28 protein-coding genes are annotated in these 23,145 nt (G+C 62.5%); 1 reads left to right on the top strand and 27 read right to left on the bottom strand.

The window, feature by feature from the left end; genetic code table 11:
- Nucleotides 1-38: 38 nt before the first annotated feature.
- The 27 genes from rplO to rpsL form a co-directional block, all read right to left on the bottom strand.
- Nucleotides 39-494, bottom strand: coding sequence for a 50S ribosomal protein L15 (gene rplO, locus Q2T94_RS14480; RefSeq protein ID WP_264270842.1), 456 nt, complete (start codon nucleotides 492-494; stop codon nucleotides 39-41).
- Nucleotides 495-496: 2 nt separating this feature from the next.
- The gene (gene rpmD, locus Q2T94_RS14475) at nucleotides 497-703 is read right to left on the bottom strand and encodes a 50S ribosomal protein L30 (RefSeq protein WP_217389431.1); all 207 of its coding nucleotides are present in this window, start codon (nucleotides 701-703) and stop codon (nucleotides 497-499) included.
- A gap of 3 nt (nucleotides 704-706) precedes the next feature.
- Nucleotides 707-1,414, bottom strand: coding sequence for a 30S ribosomal protein S5 (gene rpsE, locus Q2T94_RS14470; protein ID WP_264270841.1), 708 nt, complete (start codon nucleotides 1,412-1,414; stop codon nucleotides 707-709).
- Entirely contained in the window at nucleotides 1,411-1,782 is a 372-nt protein-coding gene (rplR, locus tag Q2T94_RS14465) for a 50S ribosomal protein L18 (RefSeq protein ID WP_264270840.1), read from the bottom strand. Before rplR ends, rpsE begins: the two co-directional genes overlap by 4 nt.
- 2 nt (nucleotides 1,783-1,784) lie before the next feature.
- A complete protein-coding gene (gene rplF, locus Q2T94_RS14460; protein WP_264270839.1) occupies nucleotides 1,785-2,321 on the bottom strand; it encodes a 50S ribosomal protein L6 in 537 nt (178 codons plus the stop codon).
- Between the two features lie 21 nt (nucleotides 2,322-2,342).
- Complete coding sequence (gene rpsH, locus Q2T94_RS14455; RefSeq protein WP_007271041.1) at nucleotides 2,343-2,741, bottom strand: 30S ribosomal protein S8; 399 nt, start codon at nucleotides 2,739-2,741, stop codon at nucleotides 2,343-2,345.
- Nucleotides 2,742-2,803: 62 nt separating this feature from the next.
- Nucleotides 2,804-3,373: a 50S ribosomal protein L5 gene (gene rplE / locus Q2T94_RS14450; protein WP_264270838.1), complete on the bottom strand. Its 570-nt coding sequence runs from the start codon at nucleotides 3,371-3,373 to the stop codon at nucleotides 2,804-2,806.
- Nucleotides 3,373-3,717: a 50S ribosomal protein L24 gene (gene rplX / locus Q2T94_RS14445; RefSeq protein ID WP_071212944.1), complete on the bottom strand. Its 345-nt coding sequence runs from the start codon at nucleotides 3,715-3,717 to the stop codon at nucleotides 3,373-3,375. Before rplX ends, rplE begins: the two co-directional genes overlap by 1 nt.
- 2 nt (nucleotides 3,718-3,719) lie before the next feature.
- Nucleotides 3,720-4,088, bottom strand: a complete 369-nt coding sequence (gene rplN, locus Q2T94_RS14440; protein ID WP_264270837.1) for a 50S ribosomal protein L14 — start codon at nucleotides 4,086-4,088, stop codon at nucleotides 3,720-3,722.
- Between the two features lie 368 nt (nucleotides 4,089-4,456).
- Complete coding sequence (locus Q2T94_RS14435; protein ID WP_302265187.1) at nucleotides 4,457-5,416, bottom strand: endonuclease/exonuclease/phosphatase family protein; 960 nt, start codon at nucleotides 5,414-5,416, stop codon at nucleotides 4,457-4,459.
- 208 nt (nucleotides 5,417-5,624) lie between these two features.
- Nucleotides 5,625-5,912, bottom strand: coding sequence for a 30S ribosomal protein S17 (gene rpsQ / locus Q2T94_RS14430; RefSeq protein ID WP_264270835.1), 288 nt, complete (start codon nucleotides 5,910-5,912; stop codon nucleotides 5,625-5,627).
- Nucleotides 5,912-6,223, bottom strand: coding sequence for a 50S ribosomal protein L29 (gene rpmC, locus Q2T94_RS14425; RefSeq protein ID WP_264270834.1), 312 nt, complete (start codon nucleotides 6,221-6,223; stop codon nucleotides 5,912-5,914). Before rpmC ends, rpsQ begins: the two co-directional genes overlap by 1 nt.
- 3 nt (nucleotides 6,224-6,226) lie before the next feature.
- Nucleotides 6,227-6,643 (bottom strand): 50S ribosomal protein L16, encoded by a 417-nt coding sequence (rplP, locus tag Q2T94_RS14420; RefSeq protein ID WP_217389425.1) that lies wholly within the window; start codon nucleotides 6,641-6,643, stop codon nucleotides 6,227-6,229.
- Nucleotides 6,644-7,474: a 30S ribosomal protein S3 gene (gene rpsC, locus Q2T94_RS14415; RefSeq protein WP_217389424.1), complete on the bottom strand. Its 831-nt coding sequence runs from the start codon at nucleotides 7,472-7,474 to the stop codon at nucleotides 6,644-6,646. It abuts the gene before it with no gap.
- Nucleotides 7,475-7,840, bottom strand: a complete 366-nt coding sequence (rplV, locus tag Q2T94_RS14410; protein WP_071212937.1) for a 50S ribosomal protein L22 — start codon at nucleotides 7,838-7,840, stop codon at nucleotides 7,475-7,477.
- A gap of 57 nt (nucleotides 7,841-7,897) precedes the next feature.
- The gene (rpsS, locus tag Q2T94_RS14405; protein ID WP_068731512.1) at nucleotides 7,898-8,179 is read right to left on the bottom strand and encodes a 30S ribosomal protein S19; all 282 of its coding nucleotides are present in this window, start codon (nucleotides 8,177-8,179) and stop codon (nucleotides 7,898-7,900) included.
- 12 nt (nucleotides 8,180-8,191) lie between these two features.
- Nucleotides 8,192-9,031, bottom strand: coding sequence for a 50S ribosomal protein L2 (gene rplB / locus Q2T94_RS14400; RefSeq protein WP_264270833.1), 840 nt, complete (start codon nucleotides 9,029-9,031; stop codon nucleotides 8,192-8,194).
- 30 nt (nucleotides 9,032-9,061) lie between these two features.
- Entirely contained in the window at nucleotides 9,062-9,364 is a 303-nt protein-coding gene (rplW, locus tag Q2T94_RS14395) for a 50S ribosomal protein L23 (protein WP_217389422.1), read from the bottom strand.
- Complete coding sequence (gene rplD / locus Q2T94_RS14390; RefSeq protein ID WP_217389421.1) at nucleotides 9,361-9,963, bottom strand: 50S ribosomal protein L4; 603 nt, start codon at nucleotides 9,961-9,963, stop codon at nucleotides 9,361-9,363. The genes rplW and rplD overlap by 4 nt, the downstream gene beginning before the upstream one ends.
- Before the next feature lie 4 nt (nucleotides 9,964-9,967).
- A complete protein-coding gene (gene rplC / locus Q2T94_RS14385; RefSeq protein WP_217389420.1) occupies nucleotides 9,968-10,618 on the bottom strand; it encodes a 50S ribosomal protein L3 in 651 nt (216 codons plus the stop codon).
- A 19-nt stretch (nucleotides 10,619-10,637) separates the two neighbouring features.
- The gene (rpsJ, locus tag Q2T94_RS14380) at nucleotides 10,638-10,946 is read right to left on the bottom strand and encodes a 30S ribosomal protein S10 (RefSeq protein ID WP_003803825.1); all 309 of its coding nucleotides are present in this window, start codon (nucleotides 10,944-10,946) and stop codon (nucleotides 10,638-10,640) included.
- Nucleotides 10,947-11,499: 553 nt separating this feature from the next.
- On the bottom strand, nucleotides 11,500-11,628 hold the full coding sequence (locus tag Q2T94_RS14375) for a hypothetical protein (protein ID WP_302265177.1): 129 nt from the start codon (nucleotides 11,626-11,628) through the stop codon (nucleotides 11,500-11,502).
- Between the two features lie 48 nt (nucleotides 11,629-11,676).
- Nucleotides 11,677-15,768, bottom strand: a complete 4,092-nt coding sequence (locus Q2T94_RS14370) for a hypothetical protein (RefSeq protein WP_302265174.1) — start codon at nucleotides 15,766-15,768, stop codon at nucleotides 11,677-11,679.
- Nucleotides 15,769-15,982: 214 nt separating this feature from the next.
- Nucleotides 15,983-17,173, bottom strand: coding sequence for an elongation factor Tu (gene tuf / locus Q2T94_RS14365; protein ID WP_217389418.1), 1,191 nt, complete (start codon nucleotides 17,171-17,173; stop codon nucleotides 15,983-15,985).
- 234 nt (nucleotides 17,174-17,407) lie between these two features.
- The gene (fusA, locus tag Q2T94_RS14360; protein ID WP_264270830.1) at nucleotides 17,408-19,522 is read right to left on the bottom strand and encodes an elongation factor G; all 2,115 of its coding nucleotides are present in this window, start codon (nucleotides 19,520-19,522) and stop codon (nucleotides 17,408-17,410) included.
- A gap of 81 nt (nucleotides 19,523-19,603) precedes the next feature.
- Complete coding sequence (rpsG, locus tag Q2T94_RS14355) at nucleotides 19,604-20,074, bottom strand: 30S ribosomal protein S7 (RefSeq protein WP_264270829.1); 471 nt, start codon at nucleotides 20,072-20,074, stop codon at nucleotides 19,604-19,606.
- Nucleotides 20,074-20,448: a 30S ribosomal protein S12 gene (gene rpsL, locus Q2T94_RS14350; RefSeq protein WP_068731493.1), complete on the bottom strand. Its 375-nt coding sequence runs from the start codon at nucleotides 20,446-20,448 to the stop codon at nucleotides 20,074-20,076. Before rpsL ends, rpsG begins: the two co-directional genes overlap by 1 nt.
- Nucleotides 20,449-20,974: 526 nt before the next feature.
- Here rpsL and Q2T94_RS14345 point away from each other — a divergent pair.
- Nucleotides 20,975-22,747 carry an HNH endonuclease signature motif containing protein gene (locus tag Q2T94_RS14345; RefSeq protein ID WP_302265166.1) on the top strand — a complete coding sequence of 591 codons (1,773 nt, stop codon included), beginning with the start codon at nucleotides 20,975-20,977 and terminating at the stop codon, nucleotides 22,745-22,747.
- Nucleotides 22,748-23,145 lie beyond the last annotated feature (398 nt).

The raw sequence follows: 23,145 nt of genomic DNA, 5'->3' as shown, positions 1-23,145 counted from the left end.
CACCCCCCTCTCACTGTGTGATCAATTGACCACGTAGCTTAGAGCTCTACTGCAGAGCCGCCGGCTGCGGCGATCTTTTCCGCTGCGGAGGACGAGAAGGCGTTGACCTTCACGTCGACCTTGACGGTCAGTTCGCCCGAGCCAAGGACCTTGACGGGCTCGTTCTTGCGAACGGCGCCCTTCGCGATCAGTGCCTCAACGGTGACTTCGCCACCTTCGGGGAACAGCTCCGAGATCTTGTCCAGGTTAACAACCTGGTACTCGACGCGGAACGGGTTCTTGAAGCCGCGAAGCTTCGGAAGGCGCATGTGCAGCGGCAACTGGCCACCGGCGAAGCCGGCCTTGACCTGGTAGCGCGCCTTGGTGCCCTTCATACCGCGACCCGCGGTCTTACCCTTGGATCCTTCACCACGACCCACACGGGTCTTGGCCTTCTTGGAGCCTTCGGCCGGACGCAGGTGGTGTACCTTCAGTGCGTTTTCTTTTTCAGCCATGATTACTTCGCCTCCTCAACCTTTACGAGGTGCGGAACCGTGTTGATCATGCCAACGGTCACTGCATCAGCGGTACGGAACACGGTGTGTCCGATGCGCTTCAAGCCAAGCGAGCGAAGGGTATCGCGCTGGTTCTGCTTTACACCAATGATGGACCTGATCTGGGTGATTGCCAGATTTGCGTCGCTAGGGACAAAATTCTTCGCCACTACTTACGCACCTGCCTTCTGGTTCTGGATGTTCCACAGCATCTGTGCCGAAACAACTTCTTCCAACGGCAGGCCACGACGTGCTGCTACTGCCTGAGGCTCTTCAAGGGCCTTCAGGGCGGCAACGGTGCCGTGGACGATGTTGATCTGGTTGGTCGAGCCCATGGACTTCGACAGAACATCGTGGATGCCTGCGCATTCCAGTACGGCGCGAACCGGACCACCGGCGATAACGCCGGTACCCGGCGAAGCCGGACGCAGGAGGACAACGCCGGCAGCGGCTTCACCCTGCACCAGGTGCGGGATGGTGGTGCCGACGCGGGGAACGCGGAAGAAGGACTTCTTGGCTTCTTCAACGCCCTTGGCGATTGCTGCCGGAACTTCCTTGGCCTTGCCGTAGCCGACGCCAACGAGACCGTTGCCGTCACCCACGACGACAAGTGCGGTGAAGCTGAAGCGACGACCACCCTTGACGACCTTGGATACGCGGTTGATGGCTACAACGCGCTCAAGGAACTTGTCCTTGTCGTCGTTGCGGCTGTCCTTCGAATCGCGGCCACGGCCACGACCCTCGCCACGGCCACGGCCTTCGCCGCCACGTCCACGGCCTTCGCCGCGAGCGGCGCCGGCCTTGTCGGCGGCAGGAGCAGCAGCAGCTGCCTCAGTAGCTTCAGACACCTGAGTTTCCTTCTTGTTAGTTGCTTCGCTCACAGTGCCAGCCCACCTTCACGTGCACCCTCAGCAACAGCTGCCACGCGACCGTGGTACTTGTTGCCGCCGCGGTCGAAGACCACGGACTCGATGCCTGCGGCCTTGGCGCGCTCTGCAACGAGCTCGCCAATGCGCTTGGCCTTGGCGGTCTTGTCACCATCGAACGTGCGCAAGTCGGCTTCCATCGTCGACGCGTAGGCAACGGTGATGCCCTTGCTGTCGTCTACGATCTGGACGAAGATGTGGCGTGCCGAGCGGTTGACGACCAGGCGCGGACGCACCTCGGTGCCGGTGATGCGCTTACGGACACGCAAGTGGCGGCGGCCGCGTGCGGCTGCCTTGCTCTTACCCTTGATTCCCAGAGCCATGGTTACTTACCAGCCTTTCCGACCTTGCGGCGGATGATTTCGCCAGCGTACCGAACGCCCTTGCCCTTGTACGGGTCAGGCTTGCGGAGCTTGCGGATGTTGGCGGAAACTTCGCCAACCTGCTGCTTGTTGATACCCGAGACGGTGATCTTGGTGTTGCCGTCGAGCGCGAAGGCAATGCCCTCGGGAGCTTCGACAACCACCGGGTGCGAGTAGCCCAGAGCGAACTCGAGGTTCGAACCCTTTGCCACTACGCGGTAACCGGTACCGTGGATTTCGAGCTTCTTTTCGTAGCCAGCGGTGACACCGATGATCATGTTCTCGATCAGGGTGCGGGTCAGTCCGTGCAGCGAACGCGAATCGCGCTCGTCGTTCGGGCGCGACACGGTTACGGTGTTCTCTTCGAGAACAACCGCAATCGGGCTGGGTACGGTGTGCGTCAGTTCGCCCTTGGAGCCCTTGACGGAGACAATGTCGCCATCAATCTTGAGCTCTACGCCGGCAGGAACAGTGATCGGAAGACGTCCAATACGTGACATGGTTTCTTTCTCCCTTTCCCGTTACCAGACGTAGGCGAGGACTTCCCCACCTACACCCTTCTTGGCTGCCTGGCGGTCGGTGAGCAGACCGGAGGACGTGGACAGGATTGCAATGCCGAGGCCACCAAGGACGTGCGGCAAGTTGGTGGACTTTGCGTATACACGCAGGCCCGGCTTGGAAATACGGCGAACGCCAGCGATTGAACGCTCGCGGCTCGGGCCGAACTTCAGGGTGATGGTCAGCTTCTTGCCAACCTCTGCTGCTTCTTCAACGAACGAGGCGATGTAGCCCTGTTCCTTGAGGATCTGTGCAACGCGCACCTTCAGCTTCGACGACGGCATGGAAACCGTGTCGTGGTAAGCCGAGTTGGCGTTACGCAGACGAGTCAGCATATCTGCGACAGGATCTGTCATTGTCATTTGGGCTTCTGCCCTTCCTCGCTACGGTTTCCGCGCAAGCGCGGACCTGCAACGTAGTTGATCTAGTTGGCGGTCTTGAACGGGAAGCCCAGTGCCTTGAGCAAGGCACGACCTTCGTCGTCGGTCTTCGCGGTGGTCACTACGGTGATGTCCATGCCGCGAACGCGGTCAATGGAATCAACATCGATTTCGTGGAACATGGACTGTTCCGTGAGACCGAAGGTGTAGTTTCCGTTGCCGTCGAACTGCTTCGGGCTCAGGCCACGGAAGTCACGGATACGCGGCAGTGCCAGCGAAACCAAGCGGTCCACGAATTCCCACATGCGATCTCCGCGCAGGGTGGCGTGGGTACCAATCGGCATGCCTTCGCGCAGCTTGAACTGTGCGATCGACTTGCGTGCCTTGGTTACCAACGGCTTCTGGCCGGTGATGGCGGTGAGGTCGCGAACTGCGCCTTCGATGAGCTTGGAGTCCTTGGCGGCTTCGCCAACACCCATGTTCACAACAACCTTGACCAGGCCCGGGACCTGCATCGGGTTGGCGTAGCTGAACTCGTTCGTCAGGGTTTCGCGGATTTCGGCGTTGTACTTGGCCTTAAGGCGAGGCTGGATGTTCACAGCTGCTTCAGTCATTACAGTGCCTTTCCGGAAGACTTGGCGAAGCGAACACGGACGGTCTTGGACACGCCGTTCTTCTCCACGGTTTCCTCGCGGAAGCCAACGCGGGTCGGCTTCTTGGTTTCCGGGTCAACGATTGCGACATTCGAGATGTGCATCGGGGCCTCAACGACCTCAATGCCACCGGTCTGCGTGCCACGCTCGGTCTGGCCGGCCTTGGTGTGCTTGGTGACGCGGTTGACACCCTCAACAAGCACGCGCTGTGCTGCGGGGAATACCTTCAGCACCTTGCCCTGCTTGTTGCGGTCGGAACCGGCGATGACCTGAACGAGGTCACCCTTCTTAATCTTTGCACCCATGGTTACAGTACCTCCGGAGCCAGGGAAACGATCTTCATGAACTTCTTATCGCGAAGTTCACGACCCACCGGACCGAAAATACGGGTACCGCGGGGCTCACCGTCAGCCTTGAGGATGACAGCTGCGTTCTCGTCGAACTTGATGTAGGAACCGTCGACGCGTCGACGTTCCTTCTTGGTGCGAACGATGACAGCCTTGACGACGTCACCCTTCTTTACGTTTCCGCCCGGGATTGCATCCTTGACGGTGGCGACGATTACGTCGCCGATGCCTGCATAGCGACGGCCAGATCCACCGAGAACACGAATGGTAAGGATTTCCTTAGCACCGGTGTTGTCGGCAATCTTCAGTCGCGATTCCTGCTGAATCACTTTTTACTCCTGTCGTCTCGCTGGTTCTCCTAGGGAGCCTTGCGGAACGGATATGGTCCATCTCAGCTTCTGCTTACCCCCACCTCCAAACACCACGATGCACAACGCCCAAGGGCGAAAACATGTGAAGCTGGGGAAGCAGGGCCGAGGCTTAGGCTCAGAGCTATGCCGCACGACTTTCGGGCCCGTAAAAAACCCTCCGGCCGCACTATGCGTCATGAAGGAGGTGGATAGTCCCCATACACAACGCGCACAGAAAATAAAGTCTACCGCACGGATGCACGATCCCGAAACCGTATGCTATGTGCCCGCGGGTGGTCCTTGGTCACACACGCCCCCCGGAATTCCGCGCCGTTTGGGGCCGTCGGTCATCGGCAGGAAGCCAGGTGCACCACGATCCCGTGGTGGTCGGTGCCGGGCACCGAGAAACGCTCGGAGTCGAGCACCGCCAGACCGCGAACCAGGACATGGTCGATCCCCGCGAACGCGGGCAGGCCCATGTCGGCGGGCCAGGTGGCCCCCGCCCATGGTCCGAACCTCGGGGAGGCTTCCACGAGGCCGGCTGCAAGTGCCCGGAATTGCGGGTGCGCGGCCGTGGCGTTGAAGTCCCCCGCCATCACCAGCGGCATTCCGTTCTGTTCATGCTTCCAGGACCCGAGCTCTTGCAGGGTGCCTGCCCAGGAGGACGGCGAGTAGGTCGGCGGCGCCGGATGGACACCGGCGACCCGGATGGGACCTGCCAGCGGATGTGCGATGACGGCCACGGGAACGTCGAAGAGCGCACCGTTCGATTGGAGCGCCGCCGCTGCCTCTTCCTGCAGCGGGTGCCTGGAGAGGATCACGGTGTCCACGCTTCCGCCCGTGACCACTTTTCCCGTCCGGTGCGTGTATTCCCATGTGGGGAACCCTGCTGCAAGCGCCGTGAGCATCGGTTCGCTGGACTCGACAAGCACCAGCACATCCGGGGCCGAACCGCGGATCACCTCGGCCAGCGAGGACGTGTCGGCGCGTCCGTGCTCGGCGTTCAGCGAAAGCACGCGCACCTGCTCCCCCGGCGTGCACCTCGTCCCGGTCACCGACCCCACGACGGGCGCCATGACCGGTGCCAGCGAGGCAGCGGCAAGGACCAGCAACACCGCGGCGGGAACGAAGGCGCGGCGCAACGCCAGGAAGAGGAAGACGAGCAGGGCGGCCACGCACCACAGCGGCAGCAGTGCCTGCAACACCGCCAGGATCCTGAAAGGACCCAAGGAGAGGTGCGGCAGCGCGGCCAGGAAAACTCCGGGAACCAGCACCGGAACCAGGCGCAGGGCCAGCGGTCTCCGCATCCTTGCCGGGTTTGCCCTTCGAGTGCTTCCCACCGGTGCCCCGCCCCCGTTGCCTGTCCCGCGGAACCGGTTCGGTTCGCGCCAAGGCACCCATGCTACCGGCGGTAGTTGCGGGGAAACGCAAAACACCCCGGCACCGGCTGGATAGATCCAGCGGTACCGGGGTGTCTTGCTTGGTTCACGTCAGAGTGAAAACCAGCGAAAGGGCTTACTTGGCCTTTTCGAGGATTTCCACGAGGCGCCAACGCTTGTCAGCAGACAGCGGGCGGGTCTCGGCGATGAGAACGAGGTCGCCGATACCGGCGCTGTTCTCTTCGTCGTGAGCCTTGACGTTCTTGTTGCGACGCATGACCTTGCCGTAGAGGGCGTGCTTTACACGGTCCTCGACGTCAACGACGATGGTCTTCTGCATCTTGTCGGAAACCACGTACCCGCGGAGGGTCTTGCGGTCGTTGCGCTCTGAAGCTGCATCCACGACGTTCTCCTTCTCGCTCATTACTTGGCTTCCTCAGTTGCTTCTTCGGTAGCTTCGGCCTTCTTGGAAGACTTCTTGGTCTTCTTGGCTTCTTCTACCGGGACAACAACATCTGCACGAATGCCCAGCTCGCGTTCGCGAAGTACCGTGTAGATACGTGCGATGTCGCGCTTGACAGACTTCAGGTTGCCGTGCGATTCGAGCTGACCGGTGGCCGACTGGAAACGGAGGTTGAACAACTCCTCCTTGGCCTTCTTGAGCTCCTCGACCAGACGGGCGTTATCAAAGCCGTCCAGTGCTTCGGTTGCTAGATCCTTGGATCCGATTGCCATTCCTTATTCACCACCTTCGCGACGCACAATGCGTGCCTTCAACGGCAGCTTGTGGATTGCCAGGCGCAATGCCTCGCGTGCTACCTCATCACTGACGCCGGAGAGTTCGAAGAGAACCCGTCCCGGCTTTACGTTTGCGACCCACCATTCCGGCGAACCCTTACCGGAACCCATGCGGGTTTCGGCAGGCTTCTTGGTCAGCGGACGGTCCGGATAAATGTTGATCCAGACCTTACCGCCACGCTTGATGTGGCGGGTCATTGCGATACGAGCTGCCTCGATCTGGCGGTTGGTAACGTAGGCCGGTGTAAGGGCCTGGATACCGTACTCACCGAAGGCTACCGTGGTACCGCCCGAAGCTGCGCCACTCCGATTGGGGTGGTGCTGCTTGCGGTACTTTACTCGGCGTGGGATAAGCATTTAAGCCTGTCCTCCTTCTGCAACTGCTGCTGCAGGAGCCTCAACAGCCGGAGCTGCTTCTGCACCTGGAGCGGCGTTGCGCTCGGGGCGACGACGACGCTCGCCACCTTCGGGACGTCCACCCGGACGTCCACCCGGACGATCGCCACGGCCGCGGGCCGGAGCTGCAGCAGCCTGGGCTGCCAGTTCCTTCGACGTTACGTCGCCCTTGTAGATCCAGACCTTCACGCCAATGCGGCCGAAGGTGGTCTTGGCTTCGAACTTGCCGTAGTCGATGTTCGCACGCAGGGTGTGCAGCGGCACACGGCCTTCGCGGTAGAACTCCTTGCGGGACATTTCTGCACCGCCAAGACGACCGGAGCACTGCACGCGGATGCCCTTGGCACCTGCGCGCATTGCCGACTGCATGGCCTTCTTCATCGCGCGGCGGAAAGCCACACGCGAAGCAAGCTGCTCGGCAATGCCCTGGGCAACAAGCTGGGCTTCGATCTCGGGGTTCTTGACCTCGAGGATGTTCAGCTGAACCTGCTTTGCGGTGAGCTTTTCGAGCTCGCCGCGGATGCGATCGGCTTCGGCGCCGCGGCGACCGATAACGATGCCCGGACGTGCGGTGTGGATATCCACACGAACACGGTCACGAGTACGCTCGATCTCCACGCGGGCGATGCCGGCGCGCTCCATGCCAACGGTCATCAGTTCGCGGATACGGATGTCTTCTTTTACGAAGTCCTTGTAACGCTGTCCGACCTTGGTGCTGTCGGCGAACCAGTGCGAAACATGGTCGGTAGTGATACCGAGTCGGAACCCATGCGGGTTAACCTTCTGTCCCATTTACTCTTCCCCACCCTTCTTAGGGGTTGCGACGACCACAGTGATGTGGCTCGTGCGCTTCTTGATCTGGTATGCCCGACCCTGAGCACGCGGCTGGAACCGCTTCATGGTCGGACCCTCGTCAACAAACGCTTCGCTGATGAACAGCTCGTCTTCGTTGAACGCGACACCCTCGCGGTCTGCGGCGGCACGGGCGTTAGCCACTGCCGATGCTACAACCTTGAACACTGGCTCTGAAGCTGCCTGCGGGGCAAACTTCAGGATCGCCAGTGCTTCGTTCGTCTGCTTGCCACGAACAAGGTTGACGACGCGCCGGGCCTTCATAGGCGTCACGCGGATATGGCGCGCAATTGCCTTGGCTTCCATTGCTTTCCTTCTCTCGTCTCTCGAAGAAGTGCTAAGCACTCGCTAAACCCTTGCGGGTTAGCGGCGCTTGCCCTTCTTGTCGTCCTTCACGTGGCTGCGGAACGTCCGGGTCGGGCTGAACTCGCCGAGCTTGTGCCCGACCATCGACTCGGTGACAAACACGGGGATGTGCTTACGTCCGTCATGTACGGCGATCGTGTGCCCGAGCATGTCGGGGATGATCATCGAACGGCGGGACCACGTCTTAATGACGTTCTTGGTGCCCTTTTCGTTCTCAGCAGCTACCTTGACAAACAGGTGCTGATCGACGAAGGGGCCTTTCTTCAGGCTGCGTGGCATGTTTCCAGGCTCCTATCGCTTGTTCTTGCCGGTACGGCGACGGCGGACAATCATCTTGTCGCTGTCCTTGTTCGGACGACGAGTGCGTCCTTCGCGCTTGCCGTTCGGGTTGACAGGGTGACGTCCACCGGACGTCTTACCCTCGCCACCACCGTGCGGGTGATCAACAGGGTTCATGGCTACACCACGGACGGTCGGGCGAACGCCCTTCCAGCGCATGCGGCCGGCCTTGCCCCAGTTGATGTTCGACTGCTCGGCGTTTCCGACCTCGCCGACGGTTGCGCGGCAGCGCACGTCAACGTTGCGGATTTCGCCGGAAGGCAAACGCAGCTGAGCGAAGCGACCCTCACGGGCCACCAGCTGAACCGAGGCACCTGCGGAACGAGCCATCTTGGCACCGCCACCGGGACGCAATTCCACGGCGTGGATAACAGTACCCACCGGAATGTTGCGCAACGGCAGGTTGTTGCCGGGCTTGATGTCGGCGTTTGCGCCGGCCTCAATGGAGTCACCCTGGGCGAGCTTGTTCGGTGCAATGATGTAACGCTTGGTGCCATCAATGTAGTGAAGAAGCGCAATGCGGGCGGTGCGGTTCGGGTCGTACTCGATGTGAGCGACCTTTGCCGGCACGCCGTCCTTGTCGTGGCGACGGAAGTCGATCAGACGGTACTGGCGCTTGTGTCCGCCACCCTTGTGACGAGTGGTGATCTTACCGGTGTTGTTACGGCCGCCAGTCTTGTGGAGCGGGCGGAGCAACGACTTTTCCGGAGTCGATCGCGTGATTTCTGCGAAGTCGGCTACGCTCGAGCCGCGAAGGCCCGGGGTAGTCGGCTTGTATTTACGGATTCCCATAGTTTAATTCCTCGTTAAAGTGGTCTCCGCTTAGGAAAGCGGACCGCCGAAGATGTCAATCGAGCCTTCCTTCAGGGAGACGATCGCACGCTTGGTAGCCTTGCGCGTCCCCCATCCGAACTTGGTGCGCTTGCGCTTGCCGGCACGATTGAGGGTGTTTACGGAGTCAACCTTGACCGAGAAGATGGCTTCCACGGCGTTCTTGATTTCCGACTTGTTCGAACGCGGGTCAACCAGGAAGGTGTACTTGCCTTCGTCGATCAGACCGTAGCTCTTTTCCGAAACGACGGGTGCGATGACCACATCGTGCGGAGCCTTAGAGAAGGTGCTCATTTGGCTTCCTCCTTCTGGACCAGGGCATCAAAAGCGGCCTTGGTGAAGACAACGTCGTCGGAAACCAGCACATCGTAAGTGTTGAGCTGGTCTACGTACAGGACGTGGACCTCGGGGAGGTTACGGACCGAAAGGGCCGCAACATCGTTGGCGCGCTCGATGACTACGAGCAGGTTCTTGCGCTCGGACAGAGCGCGCAGGGTGGCCAGTGCGGCCTTGGTGTTCGGCGTGGTGCCTTCGACCAGGGCTTCAATGACGTGAATGCGGTTGTTGCGAGCGCGGTCAGACAGGGCGCCGCGCAGTGCAGCAGCCTTCATCTTCTTGGGGGTGCGCTGGCTGTAATCGCGAGGAGTCGGACCGTGGACAACGCCACCGCCGGTCATGTGAGGAGCACGGATTGAACCCTGACGGGCGCGGCCGGTGCCCTTCTGCTTGAACGGCTTGCGACCGGCACCGGAAACCTCGGCGCGGTTCTTGGTCTTGTGCGTACCCTGGCGAGCAGCTGCCAGCTGGGCCACGACGACCTGGTGCAGCAGCGGAACGTTGGTCTGAACGTCGAAGATCTCCGAAGGGAACTCGACGGTGAGTGCGTTAGACATTTAGTTATGCTCCCTTCACAGCGGTGCGCACGAGAACGACGCGGCCGCGGGCGCCGGGAACGGCACCCTTGATCAGCAGGAGGTTCTTCTCGGCATCCACTGCGTGAACGGTGAGGTTCTGCGTGGTGACGCGCTCGGCGCCCATGCGACCGGCCATCTTCTGGCCCTGGAACACACGGCCCGGGGTCGATGCGCCGCCGATGGAGCCCGGCTTACGGTGGTTCTTGTGAGCACCGTGCGATGCCGGAGCACCGTGGAAGCCGTGGCGCTTCATAACGCCGGCGAAGCCCTTACCCTTGGAAGTTCCAACGACGTCGACCTTCTGGCCGGCGGCGAAGATTTCGACGGTGAGTTCCTGGCCTGCGGCGTAGGAATCGGCGTCGGCAGTGCGCAGCTCAACGACGTGGCGGCGCGGGGTGACCCCGGCTGCTTCGAAGTGGCCGGCCAGCGGCTTGGTGACCTTGCGCGGGTCGATCTGGCCGTAGCCGATCTGAACCGCTACATAGCCATCACGCTCGGCGTTGCGCAGCTGAGTGACGACATTGCTGTCGGCCTGTACGACGGTTACCGGGATGAGGTTGTTGTTCTCGTCCCAAACCTGGGTCATGCCGAGCTTCGTGCCCAACAGTCCCTTGACATTACGGGTTGCGGTCATAGTTTTCTCGCCACCTCCCCTAGAGCTTGATTTCGATGTTGACATCCGCCGGCAGGTCAAGACGCATCAGCGAATCTACGGCCTTCGGGGTCGGATCGATGATGTCGATCAGACGCTTGTGCGTGCGCATTTCAAAGTGCTCACGGCTGTCTTTGTACTTGTGGGGCGAACGGATAACGCAGTACACGTTCTTTTCCGTTGGCAGCGGCACAGGGCCGACTACGGTCGCGCCAGCGCGCGTCACCGTCTCAACGATCTTCCGGGCAGAAACGTCAATGACCTCGTGGTCATACGACTTCAGCCGGATGCGGATTTTTTGTCCCGCCATGGCGTGATGCCTCTTTCTAATTAGCACTCTCTGTACAGTTACTGTGCCCTACGGGTCCAATAGTGGACCGGCACGCCTCGCATCGAACTGAATCCGGATAAATCCGGGTTCCTCAATCCGCCGAAGCCCGACCCCCGCGCTCGGGCGTGTCGCGTTTGAAAGCGATACGAATCCGATGGATACGCAGGGGACATTGTCAATGTTTCCAAAAAATTCGGTTGTATTGCTCCCCAGCCCCGGGCATTATCCCGGGTGAGACACAATCTCGGTTGAAACCCCTGTGCCCCGGTGTCGGTTTCCCGACCAGCAGACACGAAGCATGGAAATGCTCACGAACAACTTGTCTAGTGTGTCAGGTTTCCGCCCCAAACACCAACTCTTCCTTCCGCCTACCGGCCGTTGCCGGGAGTGCGGGAGGACGTGCAGGTTCCGATAGCTGTTGCGGCGGAACGAAAATTGCCGGAATTCCGGCGCGCACTTCGCGCACGGGCATCGGGACCCGGCAACGGCGCGTGGGCAAGCTCACGACGTCGCCCGGTCCGCGACGACCGGTCTACTGGTCGTCGCGGTGGGCCCGCCGGATGTCCTTCACACGATCGATCTCCCGGGAGAACTGCTTGCGCAGTCGAATGACGACCACGATGACTACGACGACGATGAGCATGACGATCAAGAACTTCATGCTGCCAGCCTAACCGCCGACCACGCGCCGGTCACCACCGGCCGGCGGTCAACCTGGTTCATCGGTGGTGTCCTGGTTGCCCCGCTTCATCCACGGCATGCCGCTACCCGATTGCGGGGCAAGCCGGCCCTGACCCTGGCGGTTCACCTGCCGCTGTTGATCGGCTGCCGGGGTTCCGGGTTCCGGGGATTGGGTCGGCGCAGGGGCCACCCTCCCCGGCTCCGTCCACCACCCCGCGACGCCCGATGGCGCTGTGGGGTCCTGCGGGTACTCCCCCATCGGTCCGGCGGGACCTATCGGCGGCTGCCCTGGTGCCGGGGCTTGCGGGGATTGCGAGCCCCGGTTCATCTTGCCCAGCTTCCACAGGGCCAGTGCAATGAGGCCCGCGGCAACCAGCAGCAGCAACAGGAACGTGAATCCGCGCAGGAACCAGAGCACCGCCACGGCCACCCCAACGGCTCCCCACACCGTGAAGATCTTGCGGTTGGAGAGCAAGCCGCTCACCAGCAGAATGGTGAAGCCCAGCAAGACCAACAACTGCTGGCCCAAATTGGAGGAAAGGATCGTCCCCAGCCCCGCGACCGACAGCAGGGCGGCCGAGGCGCCCAGCACCACCGTCGCTTCCCTCTCCCGCTTGCGCGAGAACTCGTAGACGGCCAGCAGTCCCAGGGTGATGACCCAATAGAAGGTGGCGGCAAAGGCGCTCGTCCCGTCGACCGCCACCCACCACCAACGGTGGATGACCGCGGCGGCCACCAGGGCCGCCACCTCGAATCCGGTTTCCCGCAGGCGCGCCGGCACCTCGAGTGCCGCCGCGGCGAAGACCGCCACCAGCAGCATCGCTCCCCCGGCGTAGACGTACCGGTCCAGATTGTCGGCCTGCCCCAGCAGCCCGCCACATCCCAGTGCCGCCAACCCAGCGGTCAACAGCACCCCTGCGTGGGCCGGGCCCCAGCCGGCACCCCGCCTGGCCACCGCCGAGAATTCCACCGGTTCGCCGCCAAAGCGGCCGCCGAAAAGTGCCATGACCAGCAGGACGACGAAGGTCGCGCCCAGCCCGATCATGGTGTCCAGCGGTTCGCTCCCCGACGCTCCGGCCAGGGCATGCATGAATTCGACCCCGCGCAACGAGGCAAGAAGCACCAGTGCGGCGGTGCCGAGCAACAGCAACGGAACTCCCCAGGTTGCGGCGAAGACCGTCGCGCCGGCCGCCCCGAGAAGGCCCGCGACGACCTGCCACCCCGGTTCGGTGCGATCCTGCAGGCCGGCCAATGCCACCCAGTACATCAGCGCCACCCCTGCCCTCACCCAGCGGTATTCGGATCCTCCCAGTGCGCGCAGCTCGCCCGCCAGGATGCCGACAACCAGGAGGACCAGCACGGTGCTGGCGGTGTTTTCGCCCCACAACGCGCTCGGCAACCAACCGCCGTTTCGCAGGTCAGCTCCCAGCGCAGGTGTCAGGACCAGGCCGAGGAATCCGAGCGCTGCCGGGAGGAACGCATAGCGAAACCCCGGAACCTTGCCCGCCTGGGTCTTCACCAGCACACCGGCGAAGACCGCCAGGCACAGGCATTGGACCAGCAGGCTGGCCTGGTCGAGCCCGCGGGTGGCTCCGGCCAGGTAGATCGCGGGGATCGCCAGCAGCAGCACGAGTGCCGCCACGCCCAACAGCGAGCGCGGATCCCCCGGCTTCACGGCCTGGGAGCTGCGGGACAGAAGTGCGCGCACCGATTGCCCCAGGGCAATCGTGAACGCGAGCAGCGCGTACTGCCCGTGCCCGTCCATGGCGAAGCGCTCCGCCACATGCCATGCCGCGCCGGAGAAGAGCACCTGTGCCAGGACGGAGTAGCCCACGCGGGTTCGCACCGAGGCACCGGCGACGATGCGGAGCCCCACGTACGAGAGTCCGAAAACGGCCACCAACTCCACCAACCACGACGGGTTCAGGTCCGAGCCGATCCCCAGGCCGGTGCCCAGGGCGATCAGTCCGCCCAGGTGCATCAGTGCGGCAGGAACCCCGGCGGCGGGTGAACCGGCCGACCCTGCTGCCGGCTCCCCGCCGGCGATGGTTTCCGGGGCCGGCGATGCTGCGCGGCGGTGGCCCAGAACCAGGGTGGCGCCCACGAGGCCCACGGCGAGCAGCAGCCACATCAGGATCAGCACCCATGGGCTGCCCAGCCAGAACCGGGTGCTCCAACCGACAACGGCGGCGTCCAGGTCGGCCGGGCCACCGACACCCGTGTTCACCTCCAGCAACCAGAGGGTGGCCGAAGCGCAGGCCACGGACCCGGCGAACACCAGCGACTCCCCCAGCGCATGGATCCGCGCGGTTCCCTCGGCCCGGGCGACCGCGACGACTGGTGTTCCCTTGTGCAGGTCGGCGACGGCCCAGCCTGCCTGGACCAGCACCGCCAAGATGACACCGACCATGCTCGCCACCTCAATGGCCCCGGCCAGGGCCACCGGGTCGCCGGATCCGGAACCTGCATTGCCGGCGCTTCCCGACCCCAGCACCCATCCCGCAGCGGCAAAGCCCAAGAGCGCAGCGGCGGCCACGATGGACGCCGCCCTGGCCGCCCACCGCAACAGGAGCCGTTGGCTGCCGGTCGCGCGGCGTGCCAGCATCCAGGTGCCCAGCACGGCGACGGCGATCACGATGCCCTGGCGTCCCAGGTTCCCGCCCGTTGGTTCGGCGAACGAGAAGACCGCCGCACCCAGGGGAATCCAGCGGTAGTGCCCGCCCGGTTTCGCCCCGGCCACCAGGCCGGCGAGCACCAGCAGGGCCAGCGCCCAGTTCAGATCCAGACCCGGCCCGACGCCGGGGCCGGCGGTTTCGCGCAGCAATGCCTCGGCCCCCAACACCGTGCACATGGCCGCGGCGGCAACCAGCACCCAGGTTTCGACGGTGACGTGGCGGGGGTGCACCCGCAGCATGCGCGAGTAGATCCGGGCACGGTGCGCCAGCAGCACGAACTGCACCAGCAGCACCGCGGCCATGACCCGGAAGATGTTTGTCCACGACATCTCGGCCACCTGCAGGAACGCGCCCAGGCCCAGCATTCCCGCCGCGCGGGCAGCGGCCAGGTGCCGGAAGCGCTCGGCGGCCGGAGCTGCCACAAGCGCCACCGAGTAGTACACGGCGGCCGCCGCGAAAAGCCATGCGTAGTCCGCGGCCTCGAGCACGGCGGCCGACAGCACCGCCGCCAGCAAAGTCGCCGGCACCAGGTAGCGGTGGGCAACAGTGAACGACTGCACGTAGATGTTGGTGATCCAGCGCGGCCGCAGGAAGCCAACCAGCGTGATGGCGGTGGCCAGCAGCATGCTGAACAGGAAGTAGTAGACCAGCCCGCGGTTGAGCACGGCACCGCCGGAGTAGGCGATGGAAACCAGGAACGTCGTGGATAGTCCGGCGATGACCTTGGACTGCAGCCGGGCCGCGGCGTACACGAACGCCGCGGTCCCCACCACCGAGGTCACGAACCAGCTGGCACCGGGGGTTTGGGACAGCAGCAGGTAGTGGGCGAGGCCCGTCATCGGGACCAGGGCCAGTCCGGTCGCGGTGAAGGCGGCGGCCGCCGGGCGAAGGCGTTCGCTTTGCGCGTGCATCACCAGGCCCGTGACGTAGAAGCCGAGGGCGACGATGCCCAGGCCCACGACCTTGGCCGGCGCCGGCAGGGCCAGCGCAATGAACAGCGAGGCCGAGGCCACCATCAGCAGCGCCGCGACATAGAGGGTGATGTTGATGTTGCGCAGCGCCCTCACCCGCGGGTCCACCGGCACCGGGGGGACGCAATCAGGTGCGGCGGTGCGCATCGGTGCCGTGGCGTTCACGGGGTCCGGCCCCGACGCGGCACCCGGCGCGAGCGGCTGCGCACCTGCGGGATCCGGCACGGCCTCGGCCTCGGGCCCCACCGGGGAACCGGCCTCGCGATGCGGCACGGAGGAGGGGACCACGGGTTCGGCCGCCAGCGTCGCTGCCTCGAAACCGAGCTGCCAAGCCTCCGCCAGCCTCTTGCGCTCGGTCGACGCGTCGGCTGTCAGGTTGCGGGCGATCGCGTCCCTGGTCGGCAGCCTCTTGCCGAGGAAAAACCCTGCAAGGAACACCAGCACGGCCAACACAACCAGGACGAACGTTTCCATCTGGGTTTCCCGCTTTCACCTACGTGGTTGCGCCGCCTGAAATTCGGCGACACTTGCGGGCTCCAGCGTATCGCATTCAGACCATTCGTTTGATAAATATGTCAGGCAATTGTCGGGGTAGTGACCGGGCACATGAAAAGACCCCCGCCGCACTGTCGAAACAGTGTTGCGGGGGTCTTCCCTAGACCGTTAGGTCAAGATCTGCGAAGTAAACTTACGCGGTGATCTTGGTAACGCGTCCCGAACCAACGGTGCGGCCGCCTTCGCGAATTGCGAAGCCGAGGCCCTCTTCCATGGCGATCGGCTGGATCAGCACGACAGACATTTCGGTGTTGTCGCCGGGCATAACCATTTCCGTGCCTTCCGGCAGGGTGATAACGCCGGTGACGTCCGTGGTGCGGAAGTAGAACTGCGGGCGGTAGTTCGAGTAGAACGGGTTGTGACGCCCACCCTCATCCTTGGACAGGATGTAGACGTTGGCCTCGAACTCGGTGTGCGGGGTGATGGAACCCGGCTTCACGATGACCTGGCCACGCTCTACGTCTTCGCGCTTGATACCGCGAAGCAGCAGACCACAGTTCTCGCCGGCCCATGCCTCGTCGAGCTGCTTGTGGAACATCTCGATACCGGTAACCGTGGTCTTCTGGACCGGACGGATGCCGACGATCTCGACCTCGGAGTTGATGGCGAGGGTTCCACGCTCGGCGCGGCCCGTAACAACGGTGCCACGACCGGTGATGGTGAAGACGTCTTCAACCGGCATCAGGAACGGCTTGTCGCGGTCACGAACCGGGTCCGGCACGTGGTTGTCGACAGCTTCCATGAGGTCCTCAACGGCCTTGACCCAAACCGGGTCGCCTTCGAGTGCCTTCAGACCGGAAACGCGCACAACAGGTGCCTCGTCGCCGTCGAAGCCCTGCGAGGAGAGAAGTTCGCGAACTTCCATTTCCACGAGGTCAAGGAGCTCTTCGTCATCAACCATGTCGGACTTGTTCAGTGCGACCAGCAGGTAGGGAACGCCAACCTGGCGGGCAAGCAGAACGTGCTCGCGGGTCTGAGCCATCGGGCCGTCAGTGGCGGCAACCACGAGGATTGCACCGTCCATCTGAGCAGCGCCGGTGATCATGTTCTTGATGTAGTCAGCGTGACCCGGGGCATCAACGTGCGCGTAGTGGCGCTTCTCGGTCTGGTACTCGACGTGAGAGATGTTGATGGTGATGCCGCGCTGGCGCTCTTCCGGTGCAGAGTCAATCTGCGAGAAGTCGCGCTGCTCGTTCAAATCCGGGTACTTGTCAGCAAGCACCTTCGAAATGGCGGCCGTCAACGTGGTCTTACCGTGGTCAACGTGACCAATGGTGCCGATGTTGACGTGCGGCTTGGTCCGCTCGAACTTTGCCTTTGCCACAGGTTCCTCCTAGAAACGTTTACAGAAGACGTACCTCGCCCACTCGGATCGCGGGCGAACTTATGCAAGTCTACTGGGGGCTTAGTGAAATGTTTAAATTGTGGTTAGCTGCGGGATCCGACTGTGGATCCGTTAGTTGGCCTGACGGGGCCGGATTGGATTTCTCTGATCCGGCCCCATCGTGCGGCCACTCACCCGAGACTCGGGTTCACGGCCAATGTTGGTCCTAGACGATTACTCGCCGCGGTTCTTCTGGATGATCTCGTCGGCAACAGCCTTCGGGACCTCGGAGTAGCTGGAGAAGGTCATCGAGTACACGGCACGGCCCTGGGTCTTGGAACGCAGGTCACCGATGTAACCGAACATTTCAGACAGCGGAACCGTCGCGCGGATGACCTTTACGCCTGCTGCGTCTTCCATCGAAGCGATGGAACCACGGCGGGAGTTCAAGTCACCGATGACGTCGCCCATGTACTCCTCGGGAGTACGGACTTCGACATCCATGACCGGCTCGAGGATGATCGGCTGGGCGCGGCGTGCGCCTTCCTTGAACACCTGGGAGCCGGCGATCTTGAATGCCATTTCCGAGGAGTCAACGTCGTGGTAGGCACCGTCGAGGAGGGTAGCCTTGACGCCCACCATCGGGTAGCCGGCCAGGATGCCGAACTGCATGGCGTCCTGGATACCTGCGTCGACCGAAGGGATGTATTCGCGAGGAATACGACCGCCGGTTACGCCGTTCTTGAACTCGTAAATGACGCCTTCAACAACTTCCAGGGGCTCGAACGAGACCTGGACCTTTGCGAACTGGCCGGAACCACCGGTCTGCTTCTTGTGGGTGAAGTCAACCTTCTCCACAGCCTTCTTGATGGTTTCGCGGTAAGCAACCTGCGGCTTGCCGACGTTGGCTTCAACGCGGAATTCGCGGCGCATGCGGTCCACCAGGATATCCAGGTGGAGCTCGCCCATGCCGCCGATTTCGGTCTGGCCGGTGTCTTCGTTGAGGGAGACGGTGAACGTCGGGTCCTCGGCCGAAAGCTTCTGGATAGCAGTCGAGAGCTTCTCCTGGTCACCCTTGGTCTTCGGCTCAATGGCAACGAAGATCACGGGATCGGGGAAGGACATCGACTCAAGAACGATCGGGTGTGCCGGATCGCACAAGGTATCACCGGTGGTGGTGTCCTTGAGGCCAATCACTGCGTAGATGTGGCCCGCGTGGACCTCGTCTACCGGCATTTCCTTATTGGCGTGCATCTGGAAGAGCTTGCCAATACGTTCTTTCTTCTGCTTGGTCGAGTTCAGCAGCTGGGTACCCGGAGTTGCCTTGCCGGAGTACACGCGGATGAAGTTCAACTGGCCGAAGAACGGGTGGGTTGCAATCTTGAACGCGAGGGCCGAGAAAGGATCGGTTTCGTTCGGCTCGCGCTTGAGCTCGATTTCCTCGTTCTTCGGATCGTGACCGATCGTCGCGCCAACATCCATGGGATTCGGCAGGAAGTCGATAACGGCATCGAGCATCGGCTGAACGCCACGGTTCTTGAAGGCAGAACCACAGAAGACCGGGTAGATCTCCGAGTTGACAACCATCTTGCGGATGCCGGCCTTGAGTTCATCAATGCTGATCTCTTCGCCCTCGAGGAACTTCTCCATGAGCTCGTCGGAAGCCTCAGCGACACTCTCAACCAGCTGTGCGCGGTATTCCTCGGCCTTTTCCTGAAGGTCGGCCGGGATTTCCTTGACTTCGTAGGCGGCACCCATGGTGACGTCACCCTTGGAGTCGCCCTCCCAGACGAATGCCTTCATGGTCATCAGGTCGACAACACCGGTGAACTCCGACTCGGAGCCGATCGGCAGCTGCATGACCAGCGGCTTGGCACCAAGACGCTTGATGATGGTGTCTACGGTGAAGTAGAAGTCAGCACCCAGCTTGTCCATCTTGTTGACGAAGCAGATACGCGGAACGTTGTACTTGTCAGCCTGGCGCCAAACAGTCTCGGACTGCGGCTCCACGCCTTCCTTGCCATCGAACACGGCAACGGCGCCATCGAGGACGCGCAGGGAGCGCTCAACCTCAACGGTGAAGTCAACGTGACCCGGGGTGTCAATGATGTTGATCTGGTTCTTGTTCCAGAAGCAGGTCACGGCGGCAGACGTGATAGTAATGCCGCGCTCCTTTTCCTGCTCCATCCAGTCAGTCGTCGAGGCACCATCGTGCGTTTCGCCGAGCTTGTGGTTCACACCCGTGTAGAACAGGATGCGTTCCGTAGTAGTGGTCTTACCGGCATCAATGTGAGCCATGATACCGATATTGCGGACCTTGTTAAGGTCGGTAAGCACGTCCTGTGCCACGATGTCTCCCTTTGTAGGTTAAGTCCGAAATGTTGGCGGAACTGATCATCGATCAATCCCGCCAACCGGACTAAACGCTTTTTACCAGCGGTAGTGGGCGAATGCCTTGTTGGACTCTGCCATCTTGTGAGTGTCTTCGCGACGCTTGACAGCGGCACCAAGACCATTCGATGCGTCGAGGATCTCGTTCATGAGACGTTCGATCATCGTCTTCTCGCGGCGAGCCTTGGAGTAGCCAACGAGCCAGCGGAGAGCCAACGCGGTGGAGCGTCCGGGCTTGACCTCAACAGGAACCTGGTAGGTCGCGCCACCGACACGGCGGGAACGAACCTCGAGGGCCGGGCGGATGTTATCCATGGCCTTCTTGAGGGTCACAACCGGGTCGGAACCGTTCTTGGCCAAGGCACCTTCGAGTGCACCGTAAACGATACGCTCTGCGGTGGACTTCTTACCGTCGACCAAAACCTTATTGATCAGCTGGGTAACAAGGGGGGAACCGTAAACCGGATCCGAGACGAGGGGGCGCGCTGGCGCCGGGCCCTTACGAGGCATTACTTACCTTCCTTCTTGGCACCGTAGCGAGAACGAGCTTGCTTACGGTTCTTCACACCCTGGGTATCGAGGGCACCACGTACGATCTTGTAGCGCACACCCGGAAGGTCCTTCACACGACCACCGCGAACGAGCACGATGGAGTGTTCCTGAAGGTTGTGACCAACACCAGGAATGTAAGCGGTCACTTCAACGCCACCGGCAAGGCGCACACGTGCGACCTTACGAAGTGCGGAGTTCGGCTTCTTCGGGGTCGTGGTGTACACACGGGTGCAAACGCCACGACGCATCGGGTTGCCCTTGAGGGCTGGGGCCTTGGTCTTTTTGACCTTCGGCGAGCGGCCCTTGCGGACCAGCTGCTGAATAGTAGGCACTTTCGTGTCCTCCGGTTTCTTGTTCTGCGGCGCCGCCCACAATCAAACTGCTTGGAGACGCTGCGTTTATAGTCGTTTCATCACAGCGACTTCGGATTTGACCCTAGGCGTGCGAAAGTGTGGCATCTGTTGCGCAACCTACCCGCAACCCGGACCGTGTCCATTTGCCACACATGAAAAACAATTACCCCTAGCTTAGCACGCAGATCATGCGCTTCATGACACGGGGCCTCTCCCATGGGCCGATGGGGGGTGCAGATCACTTAATCCCGTGCGGGACCCGGCGAATTCCCGAGAACCGTTGCGCCCATGGCTGTTACCCGCCCTCCGCCGCGGCCTCGCTTCCCGTTCCCGCAAAGTTGTCCGAGTCTTCGCTCGCTCCATTGTGTCCAAGGCGCCGCCGGGGCAGTGCCATTCCCGACCATTCACCCGATCAATGCCTCGGCGTCGACAAGCTGGGGCGGAGTTCTCCACATCCCCGCAACCGTCCCGCCCTCCGGAGCAGGAATGGACTCATGGTGGATCCATGACTCAAATGGCATCACTGGCAGGAGCCGGGTTGGCTGGACTCCAGCAACTCCTGGCACCGTCCGCGGAAGGCACGGATACTCCGGTATCCGAGGCACCCGTGGACGACCAGTTGCGCCTGCTTGCCGTGCTGACTCCCATATTGCGCACGCTGCTGGACACCATCGCCGGTTCCGTCACCACGTCCCCGGTGCGCGCCACCTTGTTGGCGCTGTTGACCGAGGACGTTGCCCGTCTCATCGGCCGGGCCCAGATCGTCGCTGCCGGCAAGATCGAGGATTCCGATGCACACACCTTGAAGGAAGCGCCCCTGGCCGAGTTGCACCGCATCCACGCCAATCTCACCGGGTTCATCGAGGGGACCGCTTCGCTTCCGGCCGATCAATGCAATGGCCAGGGAACCAAGATGCTCTTCCGCGACGCAACCGAGATGGTCAAGGACCAGCTGCACCTCTCCTTCTCCCAGTCCAAGCAGCGTTTGGCCACCCGCGACCTGCTGCTGCCCCGCGCCGGATTCAACGGGGTCCCCGTGGCACCCCGGTTCCCCCGGCTGTCGACGGTGTTCAACAACGGCAGCGCCGATCCCGCCCAGGTGGCGCAGGCCGCCCAGCGTCTGCTGGCGTTGCAACCGGGCATCGACGCGCAAACGTGTCCCGAGGAAGCCGCCGAGCTCATCGAGGGCCAGGTGGCCGAGTCGTTGCTCACCCGGAATGCGATCGGTACCGGCAACCTGCTCAAGAGCATCTCCGCCCGGCTCGATGCCCAGGCCCTGGAACGCGGCGAGTCCCGGATGCAGCCCCACTTGGGGCTCTCCTTCAAGAGCCGGCAGGCCCGCGGCTACATCTGGGAAATGTGCACTGACCTGGCTGGCCACGAGAGGCTTTCAAAACTCGCCGATCAACTGGCCAATCCCCGTTCCGGCTTCGGAAAAGCCAAGAATGCCCCGTCAACACCGGACACCGAGACAAACGACGGCGGCCAGCCGCCGCTTCCAGGTTTTCCCGACGACGGACCCGCCCCCGCAGCACCCACCATCCCCGCATGGGCCATCGATCCCGACGTTCCGGAGGACCAGCGCCCGCGAGCAGGGTTCACCGACGTGGGCCGGGAATTTTCCATGCCGGAGCCTGCCCCGGAGCTCGTGGCGTTGCCGGGCGAAAGCACCGCGGAGGCGAGGCAACGGGCCAAGGCCAGGGCATTGCTACAGTTCCTGTTCGACTCCATGAGATACGGTGCCGACGGGGACGGGAAAGACGCACCGGCGATGCCGCTGAAGCCCAATGTCGACTTGATCGTCACGATATCGTGGGATTCACTCGTCGGAAAGCTCAACGATCCGGGCATCACGGCCCGCAACAACTTGGTTTCCGCTGGATATGTCCGCCGGTTGGCCTGCACAGCGAACATCATTCCGGCGGTTTTGGGCAGTAAATCGGAGCCGCTCGATCTGGGACGGAAGCAACGCTTCTTCAGCAGGGCGCAACGCAGGGCCATGCTTCTGCGGGACAAGGGGTGCATCAATCCCGGCTGCACCATGGCCGCCCACCGCTGCGAAGCGAACCACATCAAGCCCTGGTATTTGGGCGGTGAGACCAACCTGTCCAACGGCGGACTGCTATGTCCCGTGTGTCACGCTTCGTTCCATGCCGGCCACTTCCGGATCGAGGTGGTCGACGCGATCCCCTATGTGCTCCAATCGGTCGCGCGCGATCCAGAACAACGACTCCGACGAAACTGGGTCTTTCACCCCGAGGCCGAAAGCCTCGCATAGGGCGACCGCTCCATCAGCGGCATAGTCTTGGTGGTCCAGTCGCCCGCGCGGACCACCGGTCTGCGGCCAACTGTCCGCATCCCCGTCCTAGGATACTTATCCCCTGACTGACGTTGCCAATGACAGCGCCCGGTGCCGCACGCTTCGGCACTTTCTCCCCGGCAGAACAGCCTGCCGCGACCACGCGCTGCCCAATTTGGATCTGCGAACGGCGCTCAATTCAGATGCAGTTGCATCTAGTGGAGATTGCGCCTTCCGAAGCTCCTATGCCTCAACGCTGGCCAACATCCTGCACCGGCCCTGTTCCGTGACCGCCCAGGGCGCACACCTCCGCCAGTTGCCGCAAGCCGGTCTTCCAAGCACAAAAAGGCCGGCCCGCACCGCGCTCCCCCATCCTC

The sequence above is a fragment of the Paeniglutamicibacter sulfureus genome (assembly GCF_030512175.1).
Taxonomy (GTDB): Bacteria; Actinomycetota; Actinomycetes; order Actinomycetales; family Micrococcaceae; genus Paeniglutamicibacter; species Paeniglutamicibacter sulfureus.
Note: the sequence above shows the minus strand (reverse complement) of the source record. Positions and strands in the feature narration are given on the sequence as shown.